The organism is Actinacidiphila glaucinigra, from assembly GCF_035918135.1.
In the GTDB taxonomy this organism is placed as follows: domain Bacteria; phylum Actinomycetota; class Actinomycetes; order Streptomycetales; family Streptomycetaceae; genus Actinacidiphila; species Actinacidiphila glaucinigra.
On the sequence record NZ_CP109144.1, the window covers coordinates 868,772 to 881,492 of the forward strand.

Below are 12,721 nucleotides of genomic sequence, written 5' to 3' on the forward strand. Positions count from 1 at the left end.
ATGGGGGCAAAGAATCGGTACCATCCGGCAGCAACATCCGATACACGAGAAAGCGGCTGTCGTGTCCCACAACACAACCATTCAGGACCGGTATGCGACGCGTCTCGCAGAGGACCTGGAGAGCAACGCCAAAGAACAGGAAGCGGTCCGGGAGCAGGTGGCGGAGCTCCAGGCCCGCCTGACCCGGCTCGAGGACGAGCGGGCCTGGCTGACCCGGCTGGAGGGCACCGTGTCGACCGGTGGACCGGACGCCACCGCGCGCGAGGAACCGGCAGAGGAGGTGCCGGCCGTGGAGGCGCCGGCCGCCGTCGCGGCCGGAGCGCCGCAGGAGGGCAAGGCCCGGGCCGTCCCACGCCCGCGCGCGCGGAAGCCCGCCGCAGGGGCGAAGTCCCGGAAGGCCGGCAAGAAGACGGCGCCGAGCGAAGAGAAGGAGAAGCCGACCCTGCGCGGCCTCGTCGCGGACGTCCTCGCCGCCGACAACGAACCGCGCATGGTCAGTGAGTTCGTCGACGCGCTGGCCAAGCGGCACCCGGACCGCTCCGCACCGACCGCTCCCGTCGTGCGCAACGCCCTCGAGGCGCTGGTCGCGAAGGGGCTCGCCGAGCGGTCCCGCCGCCAGGGCAGCGTCTTCTACACCCCTGTCACGCCGTCGGCCGGCACCGCCGGTGACGGTGCGGGCGCGGCAGCGTCCGAGGCCGGGGAACCGGTCGCGGCGAAGGCCTGACCGGGCGCCGTGGCAGGGGCACGCCTCTGCCACGGCGAAGTGGCCGCCGCCGCGTCACGGGCGGCGTGGCCACCCCGGCCGTCCGGAGCGGTCAGATGGCGACGTTCTTCAGTGCCGCGCCGAGCGCCTTGAGGTCCAGGCCGTCGAGGTGGTCGAGGAAGTGGCGGCGCACCGACGACAGGTTGGTCCGCCACGCCTCCCGCAGCCGGACGAGGCCGGCGTCGGTGAGGACCGCGTTCCAGCCGCGGGCGTCCTGCGCGCACTTGACGCGCTGGACGAGCCCCTCGTTCTCCAGCCGGTGGACGACACGCGTCATCCCGCTCACCGACAGTTCGCAGGCCCGCGCGAGGTCGCTCATGCGCATCTGCCGCTCGGGTACTTCGGAGAGGTACATCAGGGCCAGGTACTCGATGAGCGGGAGCCGCTGCTCGCGGACCAGGTCAGTGTCCAGGGCGCGGGGCAGGGCGTAGATGACACGGCTCAGCGACCGGACGACCGCCTCCTCGTCCGGAGTGAGCGGCACCATCGCCTCGGGGGCCGCTTCCTGCCGCGGCATGACGTCTGACATGCCTCCACTTTACTTGCGCCGCGAAGGATGTGAACGCTTCCTAACAACGGAACCGGAATCTTCATGGATTTGAGATCATGAAGCGTTTCATCCCGTTTTCACCGGCACCGGACGGTCACGGTAGGTCTCCAGCAGCCGAAGCCAGACCTCGCTGATCGTCGGGAAGGCCGGCACCGCGTGCCAGAGCCTGTCGATCGGTGTCGCCCCGGTGACGGCGACGGTGGCGGAGTGGAGCAGTTCGGCGACGCCGGGGCCGGCGAAGGTGACCCCGACGACGGTGCCACGGTCCTCGTCGACGATCATGCGGGCCCGGCCGCGGTAGCCGACGGCGTACTGGTGGGTGCCGGCGAGGCGGGAGAGGTCGTGGTCGACGACCGTGACCCGCCGCCCGGCGCGCTCGGCCTCGCGGGCGGTCAGGCCGACGGTGGCGATCTCGGGGTGCGTGAAGACGACCTGGGGGACGGCGACGGTGTCGGCGGTCGCGGTGTGGGCACCCCACGGGGTGCCGTCGATCGCCTCGCCCCTAGCGCGGGCGGCGATGACGGCGCCGGCGATCCGGGCCTGGTACTTGCCCTGGTGGGTCAGCAGGGCGCGGTTGTTGACGTCGCCCACGGCGTAGAGCCAGTCTCCCGGCACCCCGCTCACACGGCAGCCGTCGTCCACCTGCAGCCAGTCTCCCGGGGTGAGGCCGACGGTCTCCAGGCCCACGTCCCGGGTCCGCGGGGTGCGGCCGGTGGCGAAGAGGATCTCGTCCGCGACCAGTTCCTCACCGTCGGCGAGGGTGACGCGCACCTCGCCGTCCGTACGGGTCACCGAGGCCACGGAGGCCCCGAACCGGAGGTCGGCGCCGGCTTCGCGCAGGTGGTCGGCGACCAGGTCGCCGGCGAACGGCTCCATCCTCGGCAGCAGCCCGCCCTCGCCGCGGACCAGCATGGTCACCCGGGAGCCGAGGCCCTGCCAGGCGGTGGCCATCTCGACGGCCACCACTCCCCCGCCGACCACGACCAGGCGCCCGGGCACCGCGCCGGCGGTCGTCGCCTCGCGGCTCGTCCAGGGATGGACGGCGTCGAGACCGGGCAGGTCCGGCAGCGCCGCTCCCGTGCCGGTGCAGACCGCCACCGCGTGCCGGGCGGTCAGCTCGACGCCGTCCCCTTCGGGTGTGCGCACGGCCACCGTGCGGGGACCGGCGAGCCGGGCGTGGCCGCGGATCAGGTCGACGCCCACCGACTCCAGCCAGGCGACCTGGTCCTCGTCCTTCCAGTACGCGGCCATCGCGTCGCGGTGCGCGAGGACCGCGGCGGCGTCCAGCGGACCGGCCACCGCGCGGTCCAGCCCGGGCACGCGCAGCGCGTCGGCCCGTGCCACCACCGGTCGCAGCAGCGCCTTGCTCGGCTCGCAGGCCCAGTACGAGCACTCGCCGCCGAGCAGGTCGCGTTCCACTATCACGGCGCTGAGCCCCGCCGCCGCGGCGCGGTCGGCGACGTTCTCGCCGACGGGGCCGCCGCCGATGACCACCACGTCGTAGGTGCGGCGTGCCGGCTGGGTGTCCGTGGTGTCCATCATTTCTCCTGTCGTTCTGTCTTCGTTCGGCCACGGGGAGTCGCCTGTCGCGACGGGCTCGCGGCCACGCGGCGGGGACCACCGTTCCCGTGTGGGAGCAGATGCTCGTATCATGGGGAGGATGCTTGGGAGGTGACCATGAGCGCTGCGGAGTCCAGAGCCGCGTTGTGCAACAACCTGGCGCTTCGCAAGGCGGCCAGGTACCTCGGCGCGACCTACGACAAGGCGCTCGCCCCGGTCGGCCTCCGCGCGACGCAGTTCAGCATCCTGCAGCACCTCGGGGCCCGGGGGGAGCTGACGATCACCGCTCTCGCCGACATGATCGCCATGGACCGCACGACGATGGCCTCCAACCTCAAGCCGCTCGCGCGTGAGGGTCTGGTCACCGTCGAGACGTCGGCCGCCGACCGCCGCGCGCGGATCGTCGCGATCACACCGGACGGCCTGGCCCGGATGGAGTCCGCACTCCCCCTGTGGAACGACGTGCAGACCCGGTTCGAGGAGCGCTTCGGTACCGAGGACGCGGCCCGGCTGCGCGGGTTCCTCGAGGCCGTCCTGGACACCGGTTTCGAACCCTGGGCGGAGTGAGCGGCTGCCGCCGGGGCACCTCATGACCGGCTGACGACGGCGTCGCCGGGGCTTTCGGCGGAGTCCCCGGCCTGCTCGGGGCGGCCGGATGGGCCTCGCCGACCGCGGCGGAGGTCGTTGCACCAGGCGATCGCGCACGCCGCCCCGTACAGCAGGCCGATCGGGGTCGCCAGCAGCAGCATGCTGAGCGGGTCGGTGCTGGGGGTGGCGACCGCCGCGAAGGCGGCGACGCCCATGAGCATGCCGCGCCACCAGCCGGTCATCCGCCGGGCGCTGATCACCCCGCCGAGGTTCAGCAGCACGAGGAGGACCGGGAGTTCGAAGGAGAGGCCGAAGACGACGACCATGCGGGTGGCCAGGTCGAGGTAGTCGTCGACGGGCAGGATGTTGGTGGCGTCGTCGGGGGTGAAGGAGATCAGCACCCGGGTGGTCGTGGGCAGCGTCCGGTAGGCCACCGCGGCGCCGGTCAGGAACAGGGGGATGCCGGCCCCGAGGAAGGCCAGCGTGTACTTCCTCTCGTGGCGGTGCAGGCCCGGCGCGACGAAGGCCCACAGCTGGTACAGCCACACCGGGCTCGCGCCCACCACTCCGGCGGTGATCGACACCTTCAGCACGAGGCTGAAGGGCGAGAGGAGACCGTTGAGGGCGATCACGCCGCAGTGGCCCGCACCGTCCGCCCCTGGGGCGCCGGTCAGGCGGCCGGGGGCACAACCGGGCAGCGGGTCGATCAGGAGGCCGATCAGCTGCCGGTGGAAGAGGGCCGCGACGACGGTGGCGAGCAGGATCGCCCCCACCGCCTTGAGCAGCCGGTTGCGCAGTTCGCGCAGGTGCTCCCGGAGAGTCATCCCATCGTGGCCCTGCGGAGTGCCGGTGGTCATCGCCGGTCCTTCCGGGCGCTTCAGCGCCGGTGGGGCGCGTCCGCCACGGCGGCCTCGGGCGCCGCGTGGGGGGTCCGGTCACCGGTCGCGAGGGCGGGGGTCGGCGCGGGGCCGGCGGCTCCGTCGCCGTCGTCGTCCCGCATGGCCTTGGTCTCGCTCCTGAGGATCCGGAGCGACTGCCCGAAGGAACGGGCCATGTCGGGAAGCCGTTTGGCGCCGAAGAGGAGGAGGACGACGACCAGGATGAGGAGGATCTCGGGTGCTCCGAGCCTGCCGAACATGTGGATTTCCTTTCTGAGGTGCCGAGGTGCCGAGGTGGCGAGGTGGCGAGGTGCCGCACACGCCTGCGAGGCCGGAGGGACGGCCCCGTCAGGGCCGCCGGCCGCCGGCGGGCGGATCGCGCGGGTCGAGGTAGGTGAGGTCCAGGTCCCGTATCTCGGGCGGGAGTTCGTCCCGCAGGCCCGCCCGGGCGCCCTGCGCGAGCTCACGGAGCCCGCGCAGGGCACGCACGGTGTCGGAGACCAGCCCGGGGAGCTTGTCCGGTCCGATGAGGACGACCGCCACCACGAGCAGCGTCAGGACTTCCAGCGGGCCGATGTCGGAGAACACCGTGCCTCCCGTCTGTTGGTGGGGATCGCCCGGGTGGGCCCCGGCCGAGGGTTACCGGCGGCCGGCGGCGCGGCGGTACGGGGCGAGGAACGTGCCGAGTTCCGTGAGCATCTCGCCGGGCGCCTGCTCGGCGACCCAGTGGCCGGCGCCGCGGATGACCACGCCCCGTACGTCGTCGGCGAGGGGCCGCATCGCGTCCGCGACGCCGGCGCCCCAGCTCTCGGATCCGCCGATCGCCAGGACCGGCATCGTCAGCTTCTTCTCCGCGCGCTTCTCGTTCTGCTTGGTGGTGGCGTCCCACGCGCGGTAGAAGCCGAAGCTGCCGCGCAGGGTCGCGGGGTCGGAGAAGAGGCGCACGTAGTACTCGCGTGCGTACCGGGGCAGCCGCTCCCCGCCCTGGATGTCGAACTCGTAGCCGTAGAAGTCCTCTTCGCGGCCGCTGACCAGCCTTTCGATCAGCTCGTGGTCGACCCGGTTGAACGGGATGTGCCAGAGCCTGTTGTTGTCCCGCTCGTCCAGGAAGAGGGGCGGTGAGGCGGACTGCCGCGGAGGGCCGGGGACTTCGGCGAGGGCGACGCGGGCGACCCGTTCCGGGTGGTCGGCCGCCAGCGCGTAGCTGATGATCATTCCGGTGTCGTGGCCGACGACGGCGAACCGCTCGTGGCCCAGGGCGTCCATCAGCGCCACCAGGTCGTCCGCCAGGGTGCCGGTGTCGTACCCGCTGCGGGGCTTGTCGGTCAGTCCCATGCCGCGCTGGTCCACGGCGACGACGGTGTGGTGCCGGGCCAGTTCCGGCATCAGCATGCGCCAGGCGTACCAGTTCTGCGGCCAGCCGTGCACCAGCAGGAGCGGCGGCCCCTCACCTCCGATGACGACGTGCTGGCGCAGCCCGCCGGCCCGTACGAAGCGGCTGCTGAAGGTCCGGGTGAACCCGGCCGGCAGCCGGGGCGCCGAGGAGACCGTCCCGAACGCGTGCGGCATCCGCGCGGGCGGGGTGGCGGAGGCCGACGGAAGCCCGCCTGCCAGCGAGAGGCCGGCGACGGTGGCGGCGGAGGCGGCCGCACCGCCGACGAAGGTGCGTCGCGACAGTCCGCGCGGGGCACGGTGCGACGCCGGCTTCGGGGCGGGGCCGTCCTGCCCCGGCGGCTCGACGGGTGGCATGTTCACGGGGGATTCCTTTCACTATGAACGAGCATGTGCGCGTATTGGGGCGCAGAGGGGGCCGTGCGTCCGTACGACCCCCTCTGCGGGAGGGAGCCGGCGTCAGCGGCCGGTCAGCGGCCGGGGAAGCGCTGCTTGATCTCCTGGAGCACCCAGCCGTTGCCGTCCGGGTCGCTGAAGGTGGCGAACGAGCCGTACGAGGCGCGCTCGGGGTGCAGACCGGCGAGCCGCCCCTGCCCCTCCAGCAGGTGGGTGGTGTCACCGCCCGCGTGGCCGTGGAACAGCAGGCCGCCCGCGTCGTGGAACACCTCGCTCACCTCGACGCCACGGGCGATCAGCTCGGCCCGGGCCTCCTCGATGTCGAGAACGGCCAGGTACAGGCCCTGGACGGAGCCCGGCTCGGCGGAGGTGAGCCCCGTGCCGAACATCACCGAGCACTCCGAGCCCGGCGGGGTGAGGTGCACCGCGCGCCAGTCCGCGCCGGCGGCCTTGTCGAGGTCCAGGCGGAATCCCGCCGCCTCGTAGAACGCCTTGGCCCGGTCGACGTCGGACACGGGCAGCATGACCACTTCGAGCTTCATGTACATGGGGAAGTCCTTCTTGATTGACGACGGTGCGCCGCACGCGGGCGGGTCACCGTTCCGGGGGGACGAGGACGGCGGGGCCGCACGGGCGCCACACGCCGGGGTGCCGGTCGGGTGGCCGAAGGCTTCGAGCCCTGCTCCAGGAGCGGCTCAGCCTGTCCTCGTGGTGATGACCGTAGGCGATTAGCCAACAACGCGCAAAGCCCGGATGACCGAATTTTGACTTTCGTGACGCACCTCACCGCCCGGGAGGAGCGCGAGGACCGTATTTGTTTCACGCCTAACGGGTGGCAACCTAGAATGACCGAGAAGGGAGGTCCGTACGATGCCCGCACCCACGACCGAACGCAGCCCGCTGAACCAGCCGGCGGCCGCCGCCACACTCCTGCGGTTCCTCAACACGCACGCCTCCGGCCCCCGGCAGCTCCCCGAGCGCTTCACGGACGCCCCGACCATGCAGGCATGGCTGCTGGAACACGGCCTGGGCACGGAGACCACCCACGTCACCGAGGCCGACGCGGCCGGCGCACGCGAACTGCGCGACGCCCTGATCACCGTGCTGCTGGCACACGCGGGCGACCCGAACACCACATCCGAGGCGCTCGCGCAGGCGGAGGAGCACCTGCGCGGCATCGCGGTCCGGTACCCCCTCACCGCGGTCGTCACGGCCACGGGCGCCACCTTGACGAGCACCCAGACCGGCATCCCCGGGCTGTTCGGGACCGTACTGGCGAGCGTCACCGAACTCGCCCACGCGGGACTGTGGGACAGGCTGCGGGCGTGCCGCCACGATCCGTGCCACTTCTGCTTCTTCGACCGGACGCGCAACAGCTCCGCCGGTTACTGCGGCCCGAGGTGTGCCTCCCGCGCGTCGATGCGGGCCTACCGCCGGCGCAGGAAGGAACAGGCCGCCGGATCGTCCGGCTGACCTCCACCGGCTGTGTCGCACCGATGGTGCGTCCGCGACACCCCGTGCCCGTGATATGAACCTCAGGGACCGAACGGGAACAAATCGGTCGGATCGCCCCGCGAAAGGGCGCATGCCCCGCGGCCCGGACATCCGACCGGCGGAAGGTGGGCGGAGATGCCGCACTACGATCTTGTGGTCCTCGGTGCGGGGAGCGGCAACATGCTGTTCGGCGAGGAGTTCGCGCACCTGCGCTGCGCCATCGTCGAACCGGGCCGGTTCGGCGGTACCTGCCTGAACCGGGGCTGCATCCCCAGCAAGATGTTCGTCGTCGCCGCCGACGCGGCCGAGGACGCGCGGGCGGCGGCACGGCTCGGGGTCCGCGCCACCGTCGAACCGGTCGACTGGAAGACCGTCCGCGACCGGGTGTTCCGGCGGATCGACCCGCTCCACGACAGCGCGCTGGACTACCGCCAGGACAACGGCATCGACGTGTACTCCGAGGAGGCGCGCTTCGTCGAGCCGAAGGTGCTGCAGGTGGGTGCGGAGCGGATCACCGCCGACACCTTCGTCGTCTCGGTCGGCTCACGGCCCCTCGTGCCGGACATCCCCGGACTGGACTCCGTGCCGTTCCACACCTCCGACACCGTCATGCGGATCGAGGACTCCCCCGCCTCCCTGGCCATCATCGGCGGCGGCTTCATCGCGGCCGAGTTCGGCCACGTCTTCAGCGCGTTCGGCTCGGACGTGACGATCATCCAGCGGGGGCCGCGCCTGCTGATGGCGGAGGACGAGCAGGTGTCCGAGCGCTTCACCGAGCTCGCGTCCCGGCGGCACCGCCTCCTCCTCGGCGCCACCGTCGCTTCCGTCGAGCGCCGCCCCGGCGGGGTCGAGGTGAGCATGACCTGCGCCGACGGCGACCATGTCGTCCAGGCCGAGATGCTGCTGGTGTGCACCGGCCGCCGGCCCAACAGCGACCGGCTGGACGCGGCGGCCGGCGGTCTGGAACTCGACGGGCACGGCCACATCGTGACCGACAGCACCTACCGCACCTCCGTGCCGGGGGTCTGGGCCCTCGGCGACGTCGTGAACCACTTCCAGCTCAAGCACATGGCCAACGCCGAGTCCCGCGTCGTCCGGCACAACCTGCTCCACCCCGACGACCTGCACACCCTGTCCAACAAGGTCGCTCCGCACGCGGTCTTCACCAGCCCGCAGATCGCGAGCGTCGGGCTGACCGAGCAGGAGGCGCGCCGCCGGGGCGTCGATTACCTGGTGAGCGTCCGCGACTACGCGGACACCGCCTACGGATGGGCCCTGGAGGACACCACCGGTTTCGTGAAGGTCCTGGCGGACCCCCACGACCGGCGGATCCTGGGCGCGCACATCATCGGTCCCCAGGCCGCGACACTGATCCAGCCACTGATCCAGGCCATGTCGCTGGGGCAGACGGCCGACCAGGTCGGCCGGGACGTGCTGTACATCCACCCCGCGCTCACCGAGGCCGTCGAGCAGGCACTGCTGGATCTGTAGACCGAGGTCCGACCGGTGCGGTCCGGCCCGGGACGGGACCGCACCGGTCGCCACGAGGCAGTGCGGCGTGCTACATCTTCATGCCGCTCTTCACGTGCTTCATGTCGTGCGCGTCCATGCCCCGGCCCATGTCCATCAGCATCCGGTGGATGTCGTGGACCGGCGACGGCATGACGACGAAGGGCCGCATCATGCCCTCGTCCTCGTGGTCGAGGAGGTGGCAGTGGTACACCACCTTGCCGGTCTGGTCGGCGAGCCGTCCCGCCACGGTGACCAGGGTGTTGGCGTTGACGGTGATGGTGTCCTTCCAGCCGGACTCCTCGGGGGCGACCGGAACCGGTGCGCCGAGGGTGATGGGCTTCCCGGTCTGCGCCGTGGCGAAGTCCAGCCCGGAGGCGTCGACGGCCCGCCGGTCGACGACCTGGAAGTTCATCAGGTGGATGTGCATCGGGTGGTAGATGGGCACGCCCTCGGGGGCGGCGCTGATGAAGTGCCACTTCTCCCAGGTGCCGGCAGCGGCGAAGAAGGTGGTGGTGTCCTCGAACATGGTTCCCGTGCGGCGCAGCGTCCGGGTGCCGCCGGGCATGTCGACGGTGACGATGCCGGTGCCGGGTGCCGTGCCGGACGGGACCTCCTCCATCTCCCAGATCTGGGGCATGGCGCCGGTCTTGTCGAAGCCCAGCAGGACGAAGCGCTCGGTGGCGTCCTTGGGCACATCGGCGAGGGTGAGCCTGCGGAACGACTTCGACAACGTTGTCGGCAGCGGGTGGAGCGCGCGGCGCTTCTTCTCGACGCGGAACTGCATGACCTCGGCGTGGGGGATCAGGAAGTCCGGCAGGTCGGCGCCGGGGGTCTGGCCCGGGATCGTGTTGACGAGCTTGAGCTTGCGGCCGGGGTGGGCCGCGAAGTCGATGACGACGTCGGCGCGTTCGGCGGGCGACAGGGAGAGCGCCTCGTCGATGGTCTGCGGCTTGCCGAGCAGGCCCATGTCGGTGCCGATCAGCTTCATGGCGCCGCGTACGACCTTGCCGGTCTCCTCGTCGACGACGACGAGGCGGTAGATGCGGGCGCCGGAGACGTTGACCAGGCGGAAGCGGTAGGCGCGGGCCTGGACGTCCAGGTACGGCCACACCACTCCGTTGACCATGGTGAACGGGGCCAGGCTTGCCAGGGCGGGCGGGATGGTGCCCGGCATCGGCATCGAGCCGGGGCCCAGGATCCGCTTGGCGAGGACCTGGCCTGTGAGCCGGCCCTCGGCGTCGGTGTCGAAGTTCACGTCCTGGATGGTCAGCGGGATCTCGTGCTCGCCGCGGGGCAGACCGAGCCGGTCCTCCTCCGCGTCGCGCACCAGGTAGTTGCCGACCAGGCCGGACTGGACGTTGAGCGAGGTCACCGCCATGGCGTGGTCGTGGTAGAAGAGGTGCGTCGCCGCCTGGTCGTTGGCGTACTCGCCCAACTGCCCGTTGCCGGAGGTGACTCCGAACTCCGCGGCGCCGTCGCTCAGCGCGTTCTGGTGGCCGCCGTGCACATGGACGGTGGTCCACGCGGTGAGCCGCTCGACCTCGGGGCGCGGGGACGCGCCCTCGGAGCCGGGACGGTTGTAGGGCAGCAGCCCGGGGCCGGGGCCCTCCGCCTCGACCCACACCGCCTTGAGCGGCGTCCTGCCCTTGAGCTCGTTGTTCCAGGCGATGCGGACCCGCTCCCCGCTGCGGACCTCGAGGGTCGGGCCGGGGAAGTGGCCGGCGTAGGTCCACATCCGCGTGGCCGGCATCTGGGAGTGCAGCCGGACCCGGGACTCGACCATGTCGATCTCCGTGATCCCATGGCTCTTGGGGCGCAGCGTCGGCGGGACGCGCAGCGGGTCGCGGAACGGCTTCAGCGTCGTGAACGTGGGCTCGTTCACGCCCTGCAGCGCGTCGGCGGCCTCCGCCGTGCCCTGGAAGACGCCGGTGGAGCCGAGGACTCCGGTGCCGGCCACGGCGACGGCGGCGGCGGTGGCCCCGGCCATGCCGAGAACGGTCCGCCTGCTGGTCGTTGACATGTAAGTGTTCATCCTGTTCTGGGTGGCACGAGTGCGGGAGGCGGGGCTTCGCAGGGACGCGCGCGCTCCCCTGGGTCTGGGGAGTGGCGGCCCGCGCGCCTCAGGGCGGCGGTGCCGAACGGGCGACCGGCGGCCCGAGGAGACTTCCGGCGCAGACGGATGCGGTCGGGCCTGTCGGCCGTCCGGCACTCCACGTCAGGGCGGGCACATCGAGGCCTGCCGGCCGGTCCCGACAAGGGTGGTGTCGGTCCGGCGCTCCCGGAGCGCGCATCCACGAGGTGGGTTCGCCACCTCGGTGCGGCACTCGTGTCCGGGCGATCCCCCAGCGTGCCCCGAGCCCCCCACATACTATTTGCTCGGTCAAACAAATAGAACATTCGACTACTTGTACATGCAAGTAGCTTGATTCCCCATCAAACCGAACGCGGCGGCCCCACCGAACGGGGCACGCCGCGCCCTCCGTCCGGCATCCCCCGCCGGATGCCGGAGCGGCTCACACGGGCTCAGCCCAGGTAGAAGTCCCGGCGGGCGGCGACGAACTGCTCGACGCTGCGGGCGGGCACGCCCGTCACGCGCTCGACGTCCTGCGACGCCCGGTCGTAGCGGTTCTCCCGGTGCAGCCGGCCCATGGTGGCGATGTGCGCCTCCACGTGCGGCGACAGTCCGGCCCGGCCGAGCACCTCGGCCTCCCACCGCTCCGGCGGCATGTCGACGTACCGCACCTCACGCCCCAGGCCGCGCGAGAACTCCTCGGCCATCTCGGTCATGTCGACCGTGCGCGGTCCCGTCAGCTCGTAGACCCGGCCGACGTGCGGGCCCGGGTCACGCAGCACCGTGGCGACCACCCGGGCGACGTCCTCCACGGCCACCGGCGAGGTGCGCCCGGCGCCGAACGGCAGCGCGATCGTGCCGTTCTCCCGGATCGACCGTGCGGCCAGCGCGGTGAACAACGGGTTGTCCAGGAAGGAGGTCGGACGGACGTGGACCACCGGCAGGCCCGACCAGTCCAGCACCTGCTCCGCCAGCCAGTGCAGCCGCTGCTGGTAGGACTCCCCCGTGCTGGTCGCGGTCATCTGCGACACCGTCATCTGCGACATGCCCACCAGCGCGTCCAGCCGCCCGTACGCGCGGGCGACGCTCGCGACCACGGTCGCCGCGACCAGGTGGTCCGGCGAGACGGGCATGGCGAAGTACATCCGCCGCGCGCCCTCCAGCGCCGCCGCCACGGTCTCGGGCCGGGTCAGATCACCGGTGACCACCTCCGCGCCGAGCGCGCGCAGCGCGTCCGCCCGCTCGTCGTCGCGGCGGACCATCGCGCGCACCGGTACGTCCCGTTCACGCAGGAGTTCGAGGACGGTACGGCCCACGCCGCCGACGCCGGTGACGAGGACAAGATTGCCGGCAGCCATCGGGCGGCCTCCTTCTGGGTTGACTGGTTTCGTGGTGACGGGTGTGGCCCCGGGTGCCCGTGGCGCACGGGACGCCGAGGGCGGCGCCGCCATCCGATCAATTACGAGCATATGCTCCTATCTGCTGCGCGGCAAGGCGGCCGCCTCGGGCGCGGGCCG

Annotated in this window: 13 protein-coding genes; 4 read left to right on the plus strand and 9 right to left on the minus strand. The window is 72.0% G+C overall.

Translation table 11 applies throughout. The annotated features are described in order from the left end of the window. Positions 1–61 precede the first annotated feature (61 nt). Positions 62–724: a hypothetical protein gene (locus OIE69_RS03785; protein ID WP_326570489.1), complete on the plus strand. Its 663-nt coding sequence runs from the start codon at positions 62–64 to the stop codon at positions 722–724. Positions 725–815: 91 nt separating this feature from the next. On the opposite strand, the gene OIE69_RS03790 is transcribed toward OIE69_RS03785, so the two are convergent. After that, complete coding sequence (locus OIE69_RS03790) at positions 816–1,292, minus strand: MarR family winged helix-turn-helix transcriptional regulator (protein WP_326570490.1); 477 nt, start codon at positions 1,290–1,292, stop codon at positions 816–818. Positions 1,293–1,379: 87 nt separating this feature from the next. Beyond that, a complete protein-coding gene (locus OIE69_RS03795) occupies positions 1,380–2,852 on the minus strand; it encodes a dihydrolipoyl dehydrogenase family protein (protein ID WP_326580957.1) in 1,473 nt (490 codons plus the stop codon). 138 nt (positions 2,853–2,990) lie between these two features. Here OIE69_RS03795 and OIE69_RS03800 point away from each other — a divergent pair, with 138 nt between their 5' ends. Further along, positions 2,991–3,440, plus strand: coding sequence for a MarR family winged helix-turn-helix transcriptional regulator (locus OIE69_RS03800; protein WP_326570491.1), 450 nt, complete (start codon positions 2,991–2,993; stop codon positions 3,438–3,440). A gap of 20 nt (positions 3,441–3,460) precedes the next feature. Here the strand turns inward: OIE69_RS03800 and tatC are convergent, their stop codons facing one another. From tatC to OIE69_RS03825, 5 genes are all read right to left on the minus strand, one after another. Beyond that, the gene (gene tatC, locus OIE69_RS03805) at positions 3,461–4,318 is read right to left on the minus strand and encodes a twin-arginine translocase subunit TatC (protein WP_326570492.1); all 858 of its coding nucleotides are present in this window, start codon (positions 4,316–4,318) and stop codon (positions 3,461–3,463) included. Positions 4,319–4,338: 20 nt separating this feature from the next. After that, on the minus strand, positions 4,339–4,599 hold the full coding sequence (gene tatA, locus OIE69_RS03810; RefSeq protein ID WP_326570493.1) for a Sec-independent protein translocase subunit TatA: 261 nt from the start codon (positions 4,597–4,599) through the stop codon (positions 4,339–4,341). Positions 4,600–4,687: 88 nt separating this feature from the next. Continuing rightward, positions 4,688–4,927 (minus strand): Sec-independent protein translocase family protein, encoded by a 240-nt coding sequence (locus OIE69_RS03815; RefSeq protein ID WP_326570494.1) that lies wholly within the window; start codon positions 4,925–4,927, stop codon positions 4,688–4,690. 51 nt (positions 4,928–4,978) lie between these two features. Beyond that, positions 4,979–6,088, minus strand: coding sequence for an alpha/beta fold hydrolase (locus OIE69_RS03820; RefSeq protein ID WP_326580959.1), 1,110 nt, complete (start codon positions 6,086–6,088; stop codon positions 4,979–4,981). Between the two features lie 113 nt (positions 6,089–6,201). Further along, complete coding sequence (locus tag OIE69_RS03825; RefSeq protein WP_326570495.1) at positions 6,202–6,675, minus strand: VOC family protein; 474 nt, start codon at positions 6,673–6,675, stop codon at positions 6,202–6,204. A 322-nt stretch (positions 6,676–6,997) separates the two neighbouring features. Here OIE69_RS03825 and OIE69_RS03830 point away from each other — a divergent pair, with 322 nt between their 5' ends. Together OIE69_RS03830 and OIE69_RS03835 are read left to right on the plus strand one after the other, a co-directional pair. Further along, positions 6,998–7,600: a CGNR zinc finger domain-containing protein gene (locus OIE69_RS03830; RefSeq protein ID WP_326570496.1), complete on the plus strand. Its 603-nt coding sequence runs from the start codon at positions 6,998–7,000 to the stop codon at positions 7,598–7,600. 156 nt (positions 7,601–7,756) lie between these two features. Continuing rightward, positions 7,757–9,112 carry a mycothione reductase gene (locus OIE69_RS03835; protein ID WP_326570497.1) on the plus strand — a complete coding sequence of 452 codons (1,356 nt, stop codon included), beginning with the start codon at positions 7,757–7,759 and terminating at the stop codon, positions 9,110–9,112. Positions 9,113–9,182: 70 nt separating this feature from the next. On the opposite strand, the gene OIE69_RS03840 is transcribed toward OIE69_RS03835, so the two are convergent. Further along, positions 9,183–11,153, minus strand: a complete 1,971-nt coding sequence (locus tag OIE69_RS03840) for a multicopper oxidase family protein (protein ID WP_326570498.1) — start codon at positions 11,151–11,153, stop codon at positions 9,183–9,185. Between the two features lie 503 nt (positions 11,154–11,656). Continuing rightward, a complete protein-coding gene (locus OIE69_RS03845) occupies positions 11,657–12,562 on the minus strand; it encodes an NAD(P)H-binding protein (protein WP_326570499.1) in 906 nt (301 codons plus the stop codon). Between the last annotated feature and the right edge of the window lie 159 nt (positions 12,563–12,721).